The sequence below is a fragment of the Streptomyces sp. NPDC055749 genome (genome assembly GCF_053617235.1).
On the sequence record NZ_JBSHFH010000021.1, the window covers coordinates 1 to 15,693 of the forward strand.

Annotated in this window: 15 protein-coding genes; 9 read left to right on the forward strand and 6 right to left on the reverse strand. The window is 69.9% G+C overall.

The window, feature by feature from the left end; all coding sequences use genetic code 11:
- Window positions 1–54: 54 nt before the first annotated feature.
- Window positions 55–648 (reverse strand): biotin transporter BioY, encoded by a 594-nt coding sequence (locus ACWGO0_RS17825; protein WP_453535137.1) that lies wholly within the window; start codon window positions 646–648, stop codon window positions 55–57.
- 260 nt (window positions 649–908) lie between these two features.
- On the opposite strand from ACWGO0_RS17825, the gene ACWGO0_RS17830 reads away from it, so the two are divergent.
- The 5 genes from ACWGO0_RS17830 to ACWGO0_RS17850 all read left to right on the forward strand — a co-directional run bounded on the left by ACWGO0_RS17830 (window position 909) and on the right by ACWGO0_RS17850 (window position 6,720).
- Window positions 909–2,315: an amino acid permease gene (locus ACWGO0_RS17830; RefSeq protein WP_453535140.1), complete on the forward strand. Its 1,407-nt coding sequence runs from the start codon at window positions 909–911 to the stop codon at window positions 2,313–2,315.
- A gap of 133 nt (window positions 2,316–2,448) precedes the next feature.
- Window positions 2,449–3,873 carry an amino acid permease gene (locus ACWGO0_RS17835; protein ID WP_453535143.1) on the forward strand — a complete coding sequence of 475 codons (1,425 nt, stop codon included), beginning with the start codon at window positions 2,449–2,451 and terminating at the stop codon, window positions 3,871–3,873.
- A 167-nt stretch (window positions 3,874–4,040) separates the two neighbouring features.
- Entirely contained in the window at window positions 4,041–5,111 is a 1,071-nt protein-coding gene (locus ACWGO0_RS17840; protein WP_453535146.1) for a glycerophosphodiester phosphodiesterase family protein, read from the forward strand.
- 130 nt (window positions 5,112–5,241) lie between these two features.
- The gene (locus ACWGO0_RS17845; RefSeq protein ID WP_453535149.1) at window positions 5,242–5,883 is read left to right on the forward strand and encodes a superoxide dismutase; all 642 of its coding nucleotides are present in this window, start codon (window positions 5,242–5,244) and stop codon (window positions 5,881–5,883) included.
- Between the two features lie 192 nt (window positions 5,884–6,075).
- The gene (locus tag ACWGO0_RS17850) at window positions 6,076–6,720 is read left to right on the forward strand and encodes a CatB-related O-acetyltransferase (RefSeq protein ID WP_453535151.1); all 645 of its coding nucleotides are present in this window, start codon (window positions 6,076–6,078) and stop codon (window positions 6,718–6,720) included.
- Window positions 6,721–6,769: 49 nt separating this feature from the next.
- Here the strand turns inward: ACWGO0_RS17850 and ACWGO0_RS17855 are convergent, their stop codons facing one another.
- Together ACWGO0_RS17855 and ACWGO0_RS17860 are read right to left on the reverse strand one after the other, a co-directional pair.
- On the reverse strand, window positions 6,770–7,132 hold the full coding sequence (locus ACWGO0_RS17855; RefSeq protein ID WP_453535154.1) for an RNHCP domain-containing protein: 363 nt from the start codon (window positions 7,130–7,132) through the stop codon (window positions 6,770–6,772).
- A 41-nt stretch (window positions 7,133–7,173) separates the two neighbouring features.
- A complete protein-coding gene (locus ACWGO0_RS17860) occupies window positions 7,174–7,575 on the reverse strand; it encodes an RNHCP domain-containing protein (protein ID WP_453535157.1) in 402 nt (133 codons plus the stop codon).
- Window positions 7,576–7,943: 368 nt separating this feature from the next.
- On the opposite strand from ACWGO0_RS17860, the gene ACWGO0_RS17865 reads away from it, so the two are divergent.
- The gene (locus ACWGO0_RS17865) at window positions 7,944–8,492 is read left to right on the forward strand and encodes an AAA family ATPase (RefSeq protein WP_453535160.1); all 549 of its coding nucleotides are present in this window, start codon (window positions 7,944–7,946) and stop codon (window positions 8,490–8,492) included.
- 18 nt (window positions 8,493–8,510) lie between these two features.
- Here the strand turns inward: ACWGO0_RS17865 and ACWGO0_RS17870 are convergent, their stop codons facing one another.
- A complete protein-coding gene (locus tag ACWGO0_RS17870; protein WP_453535163.1) occupies window positions 8,511–9,170 on the reverse strand; it encodes a TetR/AcrR family transcriptional regulator in 660 nt (219 codons plus the stop codon).
- Window positions 9,171–9,272: 102 nt separating this feature from the next.
- On the opposite strand from ACWGO0_RS17870, the gene ACWGO0_RS17875 reads away from it, so the two are divergent.
- On the forward strand, window positions 9,273–9,662 hold the full coding sequence (locus ACWGO0_RS17875; protein WP_453535166.1) for a VOC family protein: 390 nt from the start codon (window positions 9,273–9,275) through the stop codon (window positions 9,660–9,662).
- 13 nt (window positions 9,663–9,675) lie between these two features.
- Here ACWGO0_RS17875 and ACWGO0_RS17880 read toward each other — a convergent pair whose 3' ends face one another.
- Window positions 9,676–10,650, reverse strand: a complete 975-nt coding sequence (locus tag ACWGO0_RS17880; RefSeq protein ID WP_453535169.1) for an ArsR/SmtB family transcription factor — start codon at window positions 10,648–10,650, stop codon at window positions 9,676–9,678.
- Between the two features lie 59 nt (window positions 10,651–10,709).
- Between ACWGO0_RS17880 and ACWGO0_RS17885 the strand changes: the two genes are divergently transcribed.
- A complete protein-coding gene (locus ACWGO0_RS17885) occupies window positions 10,710–11,900 on the forward strand; it encodes an MFS transporter (RefSeq protein WP_453535172.1) in 1,191 nt (396 codons plus the stop codon).
- Window positions 11,901–11,972: 72 nt separating this feature from the next.
- Here ACWGO0_RS17885 and ACWGO0_RS17890 read toward each other — a convergent pair whose 3' ends face one another.
- A complete protein-coding gene (locus tag ACWGO0_RS17890; protein ID WP_453535175.1) occupies window positions 11,973–12,623 on the reverse strand; it encodes a mycothiol-dependent nitroreductase Rv2466c family protein in 651 nt (216 codons plus the stop codon).
- A 131-nt stretch (window positions 12,624–12,754) separates the two neighbouring features.
- Between ACWGO0_RS17890 and pepN the strand changes: the two genes are divergently transcribed.
- Window positions 12,755–15,343, forward strand: a complete 2,589-nt coding sequence (gene pepN, locus ACWGO0_RS17895; protein WP_453535178.1) for an aminopeptidase N — start codon at window positions 12,755–12,757, stop codon at window positions 15,341–15,343.
- Window positions 15,344–15,693 lie beyond the last annotated feature (350 nt).

The following is a 15,693-nucleotide window of genomic DNA, read 5'->3' on the forward strand; positions in this document are numbered from 1 at the left end:
CGCCGGGTGTCGTGTGACGACCCGGCGAGCCTCTTCGTTTCGGGGTGTTCGGCGTCAGCCGCGACGCCCGACGAGCTTCCAGGAGGCGGGCAGCGCGCCCATGGCCAGGGCCGCCTTCAGGGCGTCACCGATCAGGAACGGCGTCAGGCCCGCGGCGACCGCCGCGCTCATCGACATCCCGGTGGAGAGCGCCAGATACGGCACGCCGACCGCGTAGATGATGGCGGAGCCGGCCACCATCGTGCCCGCGGTGCGCAGCACGGAGCGGTCGCCGCCGCGGCGGGCCAGGCCGCCGGCCACGGTGGCGGCGAGCAGCATGCCCAGCACGTAGCCGAACGAGGCGCCGCCCGCGCCGGAGGTGCCGCCGGCGAACCACGGCATGCCTGCCATGCCGACCACCGCGTACACCGCGAGGGCGAGGAAGCCGCGGCGGGCGCCCAGCGCCGTGCCGACGAGCAGCGCCGCGAAGGTCTGGCCGGTGACGGGGACCGGGGAGCCGGGGACCGGGACGGCGATCTGGGCCGCGAGACCGGTCAGGGCGGCGCCGCCCATGACCAGGGCCGTGTCGACGGCGTAACGGTGCCGGGCTGCGGGCAGCAGGTCGGCGAGGACCGCTCCGGAGCGGACGGGGGCGGCGGCAAGACTCATCGGGGACTCCGCGGGTGAGGGCAGCAGGACAGGTGACTCCGGCCGACGTTAGCCCAGGGGTTAACGCTCGATCACCATCAGCCGCCCACAAAGCGGTGGTTGGGGGATTGGTGGGGTTCGGACAAAGAGCGGAACGCAATCTCACCCCGGCGTGATGCTCGTCACTGAGGTGAGCGCGCAGAGGGGCCCTTCGCCGGGGCGGGCCCCGTGGCGTGAGACTGTAGGTTCCCCATAAATTATTCGAGAGTGACCCGCCCCCCATGCACGACGCACCCCCCACCGCGCAGACCGAGCCGCTGTCCCACGGTCTGAAGCAGCGCCATCTGACGATGCTCGGCCTCGGCGGGGTGATCGGTGCCGGTCTCTTCGTCGGCTCCGGCGCCGGAATCGCTGTCGCGGGCCCCGCCATCGTCGTCTCGTACCTGATCGCGGGCGCGCTCGCGATGCTGGTGATGCGGATGCTCGGCGAGATGTCCTCGGCGATGCCCGCCTCCGGCTCCTTCTCCGTCCACGCGGAGCGGGCGCTGGGCCGCTGGGCCGGCTTCAGCGCGGGCTGGCTCTACTGGTTCCTGCTCGTGGTGGTGCTCGCCGTGGAGGCGACGGCCGCCGCGCAGATCGCCCACGGCTGGGTGCCGGGTGTGGAGCCGTGGGCCTGGGTGCTGGTCTTCATGGTGGTGTTCACCGCGGCCAACCTGACGGCGGTGAAGAACTTCGGCGAGTTCGAGTTCTGGTTCGCCGCGCTCAAGGTCTGCGCGATCGTGGTCTTCCTGGTGCTGGGCGGACTGGCGATCTTCGGCGTGCTCCCGGACACCGATCCGGTCGGACTGACCAACCTCACCGGGCAGGGCGGCTTCCTGCCGAACGGCTGGGACGGGGTCATCTCCGGCGTAATGACCGTGGTGTTCGCCTTCGGCGGCCTGGAGGTCGTCACCATCGCGGCGGCCGAGACCGACGATCCGGCGCGGGCGGTGGGGCGGGCCGTGCGCAGCGCGGTGGTGCGCATCCTCTTCTTCTACGTCGGTTCGATGCTGGTGATCGTGACCGTGCTGCCGTGGACCGCGCAGCAGGCGGGGCTCAGTCCTTACGTGAAGGTCCTGGACGCGATCGGGGTGCCGTCGGCCGGGCAGATCATGAACATCGTGGTCTTCGTGGCGCTGCTCTCCGCGCTCAACGCCAATCTCTACGGCTCGTCCCGGATGATCTTCTCGCTGGCCGAGCGCGGCGAGGCGCCGCGCGGTCTGCTGAAGGTGTCGGGCGGCGGAGGGAAGGGCGACGGCCGGGACGGGGGCGGTGTGCCACGGCGGGCGGTGCTGGCCTCGGTCGCCTTCGGCTTCGTCTCCGTACTGCTCAATCTCAAGTGGCCCGAGTCGGTCTTCCTCTACATGCTCAACTCGGTCGGCGCGGTGCTGCTGTTCGTCTGGGCCCTGATCGCCGCGTCACAGTTGCGGCTGCGCGGCCGGATCGAGCGCGAGGCACCCGAGGCGCTGACCCTGAAGATGTGGTGCTTCCCCTATCTGACCTGGCTGACGCTGGCCGGGCTTCTCGGCGTGCTGGTGCTGATGCTGACCGACGACGCGGCGCGCCCGCAGGTGCTGTGGTCGGCCGGGGCGACGGCTCTGGTGCTACTGGTCGCGGTGGGGCGGGAGTTCAGGGAACGCCGGGCGTAACTACTCATAGGTAGCCGCGTGTGCACCTTGTGTGAGCCTCGTGACCGTATAGCGGACAACCGTTCCCTGTGGGCGGGGTGCATGCACAGACTGTGGGCTCTCCCCCGTCTCGGCTAGTGAACAGAGCTTGCCCATGTCCCGGACCTCCGCGCCTCCCCCCACTGTCGGCTCCACCTCTCCTTCCGCCGACAACGTAACGGTCGACTCCGCGCTCACCCACGGGCTCAAGCAGCGCCATCTGTCGATGATCGCCCTCGGCGGTGTCATCGGTGCCGGTCTCTTCGTCGGCTCCGGCGCCGGAATCGCGGCTGCCGGTCCCTCGATCGTCATCGCCTACGGCATATCCGGACTGCTCGTCATGTTCGTGATGCGCATGCTCGGTGAGATGTCGGCGGCGAACCCGGCGTCCGGTTCCTTCTCCGTCCACGCGGAGCGTGCGATCGGCCCCTGGGCGGGCTTCACCGCCGGATGGGCGTTCTGGGTCCTGCTCTGCGTCGCCGTGGGCCTCGAGGGCATCGGCGCCGCGAAGATCGTCAGCGGCTGGCTGCCCGGGACCCCCGAGTGGGCCTGGGTCGCGCTGTTCATGGTGATGTTCCTCGGTACGAACCTGGCCGCCGTGAAGAACTTCGGCGAGTTCGAGTTCTGGTTCGCCTCGCTCAAGGTCGTCGCGATCACCCTCTTCCTGGTGCTCGGCGTACTGGCGATCCTCGGTGTGCTGCCCGGTACGGACTCCCCGGGCACGTCCAACCTGACGGGTGACGGCGGCTTCCTGCCGAACGGCGCCAACGGCTTCATCATCGGACTGCTCGCCTCCGTCTTCGCGTACGGCGGTCTGGAGACCGTCACCATCGCGGCGGCCGAGTCGGAGAACCCGGTGCAGGGTGTCGCCAAGGCCGTGCGCACGGCCATGTGGCGGATCGCGCTGTTCTACGTCGGCTCGATGGCGGTCATCGTCACCCTCGTACCGTGGGACGACCCGAAGGTCGCATCCGTCGGCCCGTTCTACGCGGCCCTGGACCACCTCGGCATCAGCGGCGCCGCGGAGATCATGAACGTGGTCATCCTGGTCGCGCTGCTCTCCGCTATGAACGCCAACATCTACGGCGCTTCGCGCATGGCCTGCTCGCTGGTGGCACGCGGCCAGGGCCCGAAGCGACTCGGCAAGGTCAGTTCCGGTGTGCCGCGTACGGCGGTTCTGGTCTCCTCCGTCTTCGGCTTCCTGTGCGTGCTGCTCAGTTACTGGCGGCCGGACGACGTCTTCCCGTGGCTGCTCAACATGATCGGGGCGGTGATCCTGGTGGTGTGGATCTTCATCGCGGTCTCGCAGCTGATCCTGCGCGGGCGGATGGAGCGGGAGGCTCCGGAGAAGCTGGTCGTGCGGATGTGGCTGTTCCCGGTGGGGACGATCGTGGCTCTCGTGGCGATGGTCGGGATCTTCCTGCTGATGCTGCGGCAGCCCGACACACGGGACCAGTTGCTGGCCACGGGCCTGCTGACGCTGGTGCTGGCCGGGATCGGTCTTGTGCGGCAGCGCAAGGGTGCCGGCGCCGCCCGGTAGCCGATTTTTTCGTCGAACGCCGGACAGGCTTCAGTTCGCTGCCTGTCCGGCGTTCGCATGCCCAAGTCCCGTCGCCCCGCCCGTACATGAGGACGCAGGTCTGCGTCCTCCGTGCCGTAACCCGCCGTCGCTTATGTGGTTCCTCCGTCCCACGCGAGGAGTCCCGCATGAACCACGCCCCGAGACGCCGCTCGATACTGCTGGCCACGGCCGCGGTGACGGCAGCCGCCGCGAGCCCCGCCGTCGCTTCCGGCCCTGCGGAGAAGCCGGGCCACCGGCCCCACGGCCCCCTTGTCATAGGCCACCGCGGAGCGGCCGGCTGGCGCCCCGAGCACACGGCCGACGCCTACACCTTCGGGGTACGCGGCGGGGCCGACTGGATCGAGCCGGACCTCGTCCCGACGAAGGACCACGTCCTGGTCGTGCGCCACGAGAACGAGATATCGGGCACCACCGATGTCGCCGCGCACCCGGAGTTCGCCGCCCGCCGCACCACGAAGACGGTCGACGGCCGGGCGGTCACCGGCTGGTTCACCGAGGACTTCACGCTCGCCGAGCTGAAGACCCTGCGGGCGGTGGAGCGGCTGCCGCTGGTCCGCAACCGCAACACTGTCTTCAATGGCCGCCAGGAGGTCATGACGTTCCAGGAGGTCATCGATCTGGCCCGCGCCCTGTCGAAGGAGCACGGCCGCCGGATCGCCGTCTTCCCGGAGACGAAGCACCCCACGTACTTCCGGTCGATCGGGCTGCCGCTCGAGCCGGAACTGATCCGCGTCATCCGCCGCAACCGGCTGAGCGCGCGCGAATGCGTCGTCCAGTCCTTCGAACCGTCGAGCCTGCACCGGGTGGCCGAGGCCGGACTCGGTCTGCCGCTCTGGCAGGCGCTCGGCACGAGCGGCGGGCCGTACGGCCACTCGCTCACGTACAAGGAGATGATGACGCCGGCCGGGCTGCGCGAGATCGCCCGTTACGCGGACTGGATCGGCCCGGACAAGTCCTCGCTCGTCCCGCCGCTCACTCTGCTGGCGGACGCGCACGCGGCGGGGCTCAAGGTCGGCGCGTACACCTTCCGCGCGGAGAACCAGTACCTGCCCGCCCAGTACCGACGGGGCTCCGTGCCCACCGAGTTCGGCGACGCGTTCGCCGAGTACGCCTTCCACTACGCGCAGGGCGTGGACGCCGTCGTGACGGACTTCCCGGACATCGCCGCGAGTGCGCGGGACGGTCTCGGGTCCTAGCGCCTGCCCGGTCCTGGTGCCTGCCCGGTCCTAGGCCGAAAGAACGATCACGGTCGAGCCTTCCTGCTGTTAGCCTGCTCTTGCATATAGGTTGCAATAACAACAGGACAGCAGCTGGAGGGTTCGAACCATGGCCACGTACACGCTTCCGGAACTCCCGTACGACTACGCGGCGCTCGAACCGGTCATCAATCCGCAGATCATCGAGCTCCACCACGACAAGCACCACGCCGCCTACGTCAAGGGTGCGAACGACACCCTGGAGCAGCTGGAAGAGGCCCGCGACAAAGAGGCCTGGGGAGCGATCAACGGCCTCCAGAAGAACCTCGCGTTCCATCTCTCGGGCCACATCCTCCACTCGATCTACTGGCACAACATGACCGGCGACGGCGGCGGCGAGCCCCTCGCGGCGGACGGCGTGGGCGACCTCGCCGACGCGATCACCGAATCCTTCGGCTCCTACGCGGGCTTCAAGTCCCAGCTGACGAAGGCCGCGGCGACGACCCAGGGGTCCGGCTGGGGCGTCCTCGCCTACGAGCCGGTCAGCGGCAGGCTGATCGTCGAGCAGGTCTACGACCACCAGGGCAATGTCGGCCAGGGCTCGGTCCCGGTTCTGGTCTTCGACGCGTGGGAGCACGCCTTCTACCTCCAGTACAAGAACCAGAAGGTGGACTTCATCGAGGCGATGTGGCGCGTCGTCAACTGGCAGGACGTGGCGCGGCGTTACGCCGCCGCGAAGGAGCGCGCGGACGTACTCCTGCTCGCCCCCTGACGATCCACAGGCGTCCTGCCTCGTGATCGTCTTCTCAACCTTCACCCGGCAGGCGGATGAACGAAGGGCCCCCGCGAGGACATGACTCGCGGGGGCTCTTCCATCCCTTCCATGCCCTTCCATGGCTCCCCATGGCTGACAGCGGCGAAAAAATGCGCGTCGTGGTGCGGGTGCGACTGCGAGCATGAGGGCATGAATCCCATCCCCGCCGATCCCACCGTGCTGCACCCCATGCCGGGCCAGCCTCGGGTGGTGCAGCTGAAGCCGCTCGTGACCTCCCCGCTGATCGAGGTCGGGGACTTCTCGTACTACGACGACCCGGACGACGCGACCGGGTTCGAGACCCGCAACGTGCTGTACCACTACGGTCCGGAGAAGCTCGTCATCGGGAAGTTCTGCGCGATCGGCACGGGGGTGCGGTTCATCATGAACGGCGCCAACCACCGTATGGACGGCCCTTCCACTTTCCCGTTCCCCACGATGGGCGGCTCCTGGGCCGACCACTTCGACCTGCTGACCGGCCTGCCCTCGCGCGGCGACACGGTCGTGGGCAACGACGTCTGGTTCGGTTACGACACGATGGTGATGCCCGGCGTACGGATCGGGCACGGCGCGATCATCGGTTCCGGATCGGTGGTCGTCTCCGACGTCCCGGACTACGGCATCGTCGGCGGCAACCCCGCCAAGGTGATCCGTACGCGTTACGACGACAAGGACATCGCCCGCCTCCTCGCCGTCGCCTGGTGGGACTGGCCCGCCGAGCACATCACGGAGCACGTACGCACGATCATGTCCGGCAGCGTCGACGAGCTGGAGTCGGCCGCGCCGCACGCGTAGACGGACGGCGCCCGGCCACCCCGCGAGGGGCGGGCCGGGCACCGTCGTGTCACAGGCTGAGCAGCGCGCTCACGGGGATACGGGTGTCCGCCAGTGGGCGTACGGCCATCCGTATCAGCGCGAGGGCGTTGTCGTCGCCCGCGATGCGGTTGACGCTGAGCTCGCCGCAGCTCAGGCAGTGGTGGATGATCGCCCACTCCCCGTCCTGCCGTACGGACAGGCTCAGTGCCGTCATCCGCCCGCCGCAGTCGGCGGCCCGGTCGCCCGGGATCCGCCGGTCGACGTGCCGGCTGCTCAGGCAGTGCGGGCAGTGATTGCGGTGGCCGGTGCCCGGCGCGGCCAGAGGCACGTCGAGGCGGCAGCCGACACAGCGGAACGCGTCCCCGCCGGCCCCGCCGGGCCCGTGCAGCACGTCCTTCGCGCGCTGCGGCCGGGATCTACGTCGCGGCCGGCTCACAGGTCACCGAACACTTCGAGCGGGAAGGGCGGTTGAGCCAGTGGGCGTACGGCCATCCGCATCAGGATCAACTGGTTGTCGTCCCCGCAGACGGGGTTGGAGGTCAGCTCGTCGCAGCGGGTGCAGCGGTGGATGACCCTCCAGTCGCCGGTGCGCAGCACGGCGATCGAGATCGGGCTCATCCGGCCGCGGCAGTCGGACGGTCCGCCTTCGACGTGGTCGACCGCGTGCTGCGAGTACAGGCAGCTGGGACAGTGGTTGCGACGGCTGCCGTCGGGCGCGAGCGCGGTGACGGTCAGGCCGCAGCGCAGACAGACGAAGGTCTCGGTTCTCAGGAAGGCGCCCGTGCCGTGGACGGAGGGCTTGGTGTTGCGGTGCTGGAGGTTGTCGTCGGACACCCGGATACTCCTTGCCGAAGGTGATCGAAAGCAGCAGGGAAGTGCCGAGCAGCCCTCGGGGGCTCCGGATGCGGGCGCGTGCCGGTCAGGTGTATCTGTCAGGCGTACCGATCAGGCGTACTGATCGGGGAACGTGCGTCAGCGAGTTGATGCCGCGAGCGTGTGCGTGCGGACAGGTCCGGTGGCCCCGGCGCCCTGGAGGGCGCAGCGAGGGAGACTCGGGACTACTGACCGGGGCATACATCAACTCTTATCCGGGCACGGGGCCCAAGGTCGCCGGAGGCCGACACGAGAGTGGCCGAGGTGCGAGCACCGTAACAACGCGTCCGGACCGCATCCACCGATTTATGGTGCTCTACCCTCCCCATATGATTTTTGATCCGCTCTCCATCGACCAGAAGCCTGCTGCCGGCGCCGTCCTGCTTTCCGGAATCCCCGGGAGCGGCAAATCCACGGTGGCCGCCGCGCTGGCCGCCCGGCTCCCGATGGCGGCGCACATCGATGTGGACGAGCTTCAGGAGATGATCGTCAGCGGGGGCGCATGGCCGTCGGCGACGGCCGACGCGGAGGCCGACCGGCAGATCCTCCTGCGGGCCCGTAACGCGTCCCTGCTCGCGGACAGTTTCGTGGCGGCGGGCTTCGTTCCCGTACTCGCCGATGTGGTGGTCCGCCGCTCCCATCTCGACTTCTACCGCGCGACGTTGACGACAGGTCAGTTCCATGTGGTCTTCCTGGCTCCCGGACCCTCGGTCGCATGGCGGCGCAATCAGGAGCGGGACAAGACCCTGACCATGGACTGGTCGTTCCTGGACGAGGCGATGCGCGCGGAGCTCGGCGGGTCGGGGACGTGGATCGACAACTCGGGGCAGACGGTGGAGGAGACGGTCGAGGCGGTCCTGTCCGCGACGGGCCTCTGACCAGCTGCCGCGGCCTGGTCAGGCCACGGCGTAGTCGGCGAGTGCCGGTTCGAGGAGGCCGAAGGCACGGGTGGCCTCTTCCTCGAGGACGGCCGCGATCTCGGGATTGGTGCGCCCGGCGAGGGTGAGGTCCTGGATGCGCTGGAACAGCGTGCGGTGCACGGCGCCGAGCAGCGCCGCCGCCGTACGCGGGGTGATGTCGTCGGCGGAGGTGCCGGTCTCCTCGGCGAGGGCGTGGGCCAGTGCGTCCTCGCGCCGGTCGTGCAGGCCGCGCAGGCAGCCCGAGAGCGTGGGGCTTTCGGCGATCATCCGGGAGAACTCCGGGCCCGCGAATCCGGCCACCGGGTCCTGAGCCGTGACGGCGGCCTCAAAGGCGCGGCGGAGCGCGTGGACGACCGATTCACCGGGCGGCCGGGCGGCGGCGGTGCGCGCCAGGCCCGCGATGAACTCGTCCTGGTGGTCCAGCGCCAGATCCTCCTTGCGCGGGAAGTAGTTGGTGACCGTCTTCTTGGCCACGCGAGCGGCGGCGGCGATCTCCGCGATCGTCGTCCGCTCGAAGCCCTGCTCGATGAAGAGCCTGGTCGCGTGGTCGGAGATCAGCTGTCGCGTCTCGCGCTTCTTGGACTCCCGCAGGCCCACCACCTCAGCGCCCTGCCCGGCGTTCATTTCGATACCCATGAGGGAATCTTACATCCGTAGCAAATTTATGTTGACACCCCGATGATGGCCGTCCTAAAGTTACGTCCATCGTAAGTTTGCCTCGAACGGAAGAAGCCCGCCTTGCGCATCTCCACCTCCACGCTCTCGCTCACCGTCGACGACGTCGCCGCGTCCCAGGCGTTCTTCACCACACACCTCGGCTACCAGGAAGCCGCAGCCGCCGACGGGTTCGCCTCGCTCACCCGCGAGGACGCCGCGGTCGACATCGTCCTGCTGCGCCGGGGCATCGAGATCCTGCCGCCCGAGCAGCGCGACCAGCGTGCCGCCGGCCTGATCGTCGCGTTCACGCTGACCGGCCTGGAGGCCGAGGAGAAGCGGCTGCGCGCCGAGGGTGTGGCGATCACCATGCCGCTGCGGGAGGAGCCCTGGGGCGAGCGCCTCTTCCAGATCACCGACCCGAACGGCGTCATCATCCAGTTCGTCGAGTGGGTCACCCCGGCCGGCGCCTGACACCCGGCACCGCTCAGCCGCGCTGCTGTGCCTCCACGAGCACGTCGCCGGCCTGCGTACGGTAATAGAGAACCGAGCGTCCGGACCGCCGCCGCCCGGCCAGGCCCGCGTCGAGCAGGATCTTCAGGTGGCGGCCCACCGAACCCAGCGCCTGACCGGTCAGCGCCACCAGCTGGGTCGTGCTCTTCGGGGTGTCGAGGAGGACCAGGACACCTGCCCGGCCCGTCCCCAGCAGACGCCCCAGACTGTCGGGCGCCAGGGCCCGTCCCGCGTCCGACAGCACACCCGAGCACGGATGGACGACGGCGTACCGGCGCGCCGTCTCGTCCCACGACACCCAGCCCTTCCGGTGCGTGACGGGAACGAACAGCAGTTGTACGCCGGTGAGTTCACGCGGCGGGTAGTCGCGCGCGTTGACCTGGAGCCGGTTCTCCCCCAGCCAGCGCATCCCCGGTGTCATGTCGTCCAGCGCGGCGGCCCAGCCGCCCCGGCCCAGTTGTCCGGCCCGCGCCACGATGTCCGCCTCGATGACTCGGCGGCGGCGCGGCCAGTCGGGCAGCACGGCACGCCGCCAGACCCACTCCAGTACATCGGCCGCCTTCTCCGGCAGATCCGGGCGGTGCAGGAGCTCCGGGAGCGGACCGCCGTGCGACACCTCCAGATCCGCACGGGCGGCCTCGGGCAAGGTCTCGCGGACACGCACCAGTTCACGCGCGAAATCGGGCTCGCCCTCACCGGTGGGGGTGGGCGTGACGAAGTCCGCGTTCCAGTGGCCGCACAGCGCGATCCGTACGAGGAGTGCGGTGACCGGGTCCTGCGCCAAGTGCTGCCGGTAGGCGGGGCGGTGTGCGTCGAACCAGGCGCGTTCGCTCGGGTTCGCGGCCGTTCCTCCCTCCAGGGCCTGGAGGGTCGCGGTGGCTTCTGCCAGCGGTGATACGAGGAATCTGCTGCTCGCCAAGGTGTCCGCGTTGACCTGCCACCAGCCCATGGTTTCGCCTCCCGGCGAAACAGTAACGTCCGTGCGGAAGCGGCACCGAGACTCCGGGCATGCTCACCTACCGGGAACTGTTCCGGGTGCCGCAGTTCGGACCTCTCTTCGCGACCGGCGCGCTGCAGGCCGCCGGTTCGACCATGAGCGGGCTGGCCCTCGGCACCCTCGTCTACGCCGCGACCGGCTCGCCGCTGCTGGCCGCGCTCTCCATGTTCGGCTCCTCGCTCGCGCAGGTGCTCGGGGCGACCGTGCTGATGTCGGCCGCCGACCGGCTGCCGCCGCGCGCCGCGCTGAGCGGGATGGCCCTCGCCTTCGGCCTCGCGACCGCCGCCCTGGCCGTCCCCGGGCTTCCGCTCACGGCGGTCTTCGCCATCATCCTCGGCCAGGGTGCCGTCGCCGCCGTGGGCGGCGGGGTGCGGTACGGCCTGCTCAACGAGATCCTGCCCAAGGACGGCTATCTGCTGGGGCGTTCGGTACTCAACATGTGCACCGGGACGATGCAGGTCGGCGGGTTCGCTGTCGGCGGTGTCCTGGTGACCACACTGTCGCCGCGCGGCACGCTGCTCGTCGCCGCCGCCCTGTATCTGGTGGGCTCCGCCGTCGCCCGGTTCGGCCTCGCGCGCCGCGCGCCCCGCGCGTCCGGACGGGCGTCCGCGAGGGAGACCTGGCGGATCAACGCGGAACTGTGGTCCGCCGGGCCCCGCCGGTACATCTACCTGTCGCTCTGGGTGCCCAACGGGCTGATCGTCGGCTGCGAGTCGCTCTTCGTGCCGTACTCCCCCGGGCACGCGGGCCTGCTCTTCGCGTTCGCGGCGCTCGGGATGCTCGTCGGGGACACCGTGGCCGGCCGGTTCGTCCCGCAACGATGGCGTGGCAGGCTGATCACGCCGGCGCAGCTGCTCCTGGCGGCGCCCTATCTGCTCTTCGCCCTGCGGCCCGGACTGCCCTTCGCGGTGTCCCTGGTCGCGCTCGCCTCCGTCGGGTTCGCGGCGAGCCTGCTGCTCCAGGAACGTCTGATGGCCCTGACGCCGAGTGCGATGACCGGGCAGGCCCTCGGTCTGCACTCGTCGGGGATGCTCACCGTGCAGGGCGTCGCCGCCGCTCTCGCGGGCGCGATCGCCCAGCTGACCTCGGCGGCGACCGCGATGACCGTGATGGCGGTGGCCTCCGTCGCGGTCACGCTCGTACTGGCGCCCGGAGTCCGTCAGCGGCCGGCGCCGGTCGGGGCCGAGGCCGGCCTCGCATGAAACATGAAAGGGGCGGGCTCCGGATCACGTCCGGAACCCGCCCCTGCCCCATGTCTGCGGTCAGTTCTACGGTCAGTCGAAGATCGGGCCCTGCGTCCGGGTCCGCTTGATCTCGTAGAAGCCGGGGATCGACGCCACCAGAAGCGTGCCGTCCCAGAGCTTCGCCGCGTCCTCGCCCTTGGGGGCGGGGGTCACGACCGGGCCGAAGAAGGCGACCTGCTCGCCGTCGGCGCCCGGAACGGCGATGACCGGCGTGCCGACCTCCTGGCCGACCAGATCGATGCCCGCGTTGTGGGAGGCGCGCAGCTCGGTGTCGTACGCCTCGGATTCCGCGTACGCCGCGAGCTCGACGGGGAGGCCGACGTCCTCCAAGGCGGTGATGATGGCCGCCTGCGTGGGGCCCTCGCCCTTGTTGTGGAAGCGGGTGCCGAGCGCCGTGTACAGCGGGCCGACGACCTCGTCGCCGTGCTTCTGCTGGGCGGCGACGACGACCCGGACCGGGCCCCATGCCTGGTTCTCCAGCATGTCGCGGTACGCCTCCGGCACCTCGTCCAGCTTGTCCTCGTTGAGGACGGCGAGGCTCATCACGTGCCAGCGGACCTCGACGTCGCGGACCTTCTCCACTTCGAGCATCCAGCGGGACGTCATCCACGCCCAAGGGCAGAGCGGGTCGAACCAGAAGTCGACCGGGGTCTTGCCGTCGACCGTGCTGTTGTCAGGCATGTCTCTCCTCAAGAGGGCGGGTCCACCGCTCGTCAGAACACCGCTGAGCGGCCCCTCCATTCCCGGATACCGACGCCAGGACCGGCATGGGAGGATCAAACTATTCGAACGTGACACAAAGGAGTGCGCTCGTGCCCGGTGAAAACCTGTCCCGCGACGAGGCCCATGAGCGGGCCGAGCTGCTGACCGTCGACGGTTACGAGGTCGCCCTCGACCTGCGTTCCGCCGTCGGTGAGCCCGACGGGGACGAAGGGGAGTCCGGCCCGCGCACCTTCCGCTCGCAGACCACGATCCGGTTCCGGGCCGCGCGTGCGGGGGCCTCGACCTTCGCCGATCTGCTGGCGCCGAGTGTGAGCGCGGTGACGCTGAACGGGAAGCCGCTGGACCCGGCGGTCGTCTTCGACGGGACCCGGGTGGAGCTCGACGGCCTCGCCGACGGCGAGAACGTCCTGGTGGTCGACGCGCAGTGCGCGTACAGCCGGACCGGCGAGGGTCTGCACCGGTTCGTCGACCCGGAGGACGGCGAGGTCTACCTGTACACGCAGTACGAGCCGGCCGATGCCCGGCGCGTCTTCGCGAACTTCGAACAGCCCGACCTGAAGGCACCCTTCCGCTTCGAGGTGACGGCCCCGGACGGCTGGACGGTCTGGAGCAACGGCGCCGAGGAGTCCCGCGACGGCGAGGTGCGGCGCTTCGCCGAGACGAAGCCGATCTCCACGTACATCACGGCGGTCGTCGCCGGTCCGTACCACTACGAGACCGACCTCTACACCCGGGTGTTCGACGACGGCTCGACGCTGGAGATCCCGCTCGGCGCGATGTGCCGCAAGGGGCTCGCCCGGCACTTCGACGCGGACGACATCTTCCTCGTCACCAAGCAGGGCCTGGACTTCTTCCACGACAACTTCGACTACCCGTACCCGTTCGGGAAGTACGACCAGGCGTTCGTGCCCGAGTACAACATCGGCGCGATGGAGAACCCGGGCTGTGTCACGTTCCGCGAGGAGTACATCTACCGGGGCAAGGTGACGTCGGCGTCGTACGAGCGCAGGGCCAACGTCATCCTGCACGAGATGGCGCACATGTGGTTCGGCGACCTGGTCACCATGCAGTGGTGGGACGACCTGTGGCTGAAGGAGTCGTTCGCCGACTTCATGGGCTCGTTCTCCCAGGTGGAGGCGACCCGCTTCACCAACGGCTGGGTCACCTTCGCCAACAACCGCAAGGCGTGGGCCTATCGCGCCGACCAGCTGCCGTCCACGCACCCGGTCACGGCCGACATCCGTGACCTGGAGGACGCCAAGCTCAACTTCGACGGCATCACGTACGCCAAGGGCGCGTCGGTGCTGAAGCAGCTGGTGGCGTACGTCGGACGGGACGCGTTCCTCGAAGGCGCCCGGCGCTACTTCAAGCGGCACGCGTACGGCAACACGCAGCTGGGCGACCTGCTCTCCGCGCTCGCCGAGACGTCCGGGCGCGATATGACGGCCTGGTCGCGGGCATGGCTGCAGACGGCGGGCGTCAACGTGCTCACGCCGGACGTGACGTACGACGTGGCCGGGCGGATCACGGAGCTTGCCGTCCTCCAGGACGCCGCCGCCTCGCACCCCGAGCTGCGTCCGCACCGGATCGCGGTGGGCCTCTACCGGCTCGACGCGGCGGGCGCGCTCGTCCGGTACGCCCGCGCCGAGGTGGACGTCGCCGGGCCGCGCACGGTCGTGTCCGAGCTGGCCGGGGCGGAGCAGCCCGCACTGATCCTGGTCAACGACGACGACCTCACGTACTGCAAGGTCCGCTTCGACGCGGGCTCCCTCGCGACCCTGGGGGCTCACCTCGGTGACATCACCGACCCTCTCGCACGGGCGGTCTGCTGGTCGGCCCTGTGGAACCTGACGCGGGACGGGCTGATGCGGGCCCGCGACTTCATCGCGCTCGTGCTGGCCTTCTCCGGGCGCGAGTCGGACATCGGTGTGCTCCAGATGCTGCACAACTGGACGCAGTCGGCGCTCGTGCACTACGTCGCGCCCGGGTGGCGCGAGCACGGTGGGCGGGCGCTGGCCGAGGGCGCGCTGCGTGAGCTGCGCGACGCGGAGCCGGGCAGTCAGCACCAGCTGACGTGGGGGCGGTTCTTCGCGTCGGTCGCCTCGTCGGACGCGCACTTCGAGTTGCTGTCCGGGCTGCTCGACGGTTCGACGCGCATCGACGGGCTGGATGTCGACCAGGAGCTGCGCTGGGCGTTCCTGTCGCCGCTGGCCTCGCACGGGGTGGCCGACGAGTCGGTCATCGACGCCGAACTGGCGCGCGACGACACGGCGTCGGGCAAGCGGCACCAGGTGCGGTGCCTGGCCTCGCGTCCCTCGGAGGCCGTGAAGGCGCAGGCGTGGGCGGCGGTCGTGGAGTCGGACAAGCTGTCCAACGCGCTTGTCACGGCGACGATTTCGGGCTTCGTGCAGTCGTCGCAGCGGGAGCTGCTGGCGCCGTACGCGGGCGCGTACTTCGACGCGATCGAGCGGGTGTGGGCCGAGCGGTCGATCCAGATCGGCATGGATGTGGTGTCGGGGTTGTTCCCGGGGCTCCAGGACCGGCCTGAGACGCTGGCTGCTGCGGACACGTGGCTGGACTCGCACGCGGATGCGGCGCCGGCGCTGCGGAGGCTGGTGCTGGAGGCGCGGGACGATCTGGCGCGGGCGTTGCGGGGGCAGGCGTGCGACGCGGTGTGAACCGGGTCGTGTCCTAGGGCCTGTCGTGGTGGTTGGTCCGGGGCCCCTCCGGAGTGTCTCCTCGGGTAACGAACGTTCGGCGGGTACGCGGCAGTACCCGGGTATTTGTTCGTCACCCTGCGGGGACCCTCCTGCACGGCCCCGGACCGGCCGGAGTGGCGCTGCGGGCCGTGCGGGGGGTGTGCCCGGGTGTGCGGTCCTCGTACGCGTGCGCGGGGCGGCCGGTAACTATTTGCGGCGCGACGGGTCTTTTCGGCAGTCGAACTCCCGTACTTTAGGACGGCGTTGTCCTGGATTGTCGACGGGCGTGTAACAGGGGTTAGGGGGCCCTGGGTGCGCGGGAACCCCGG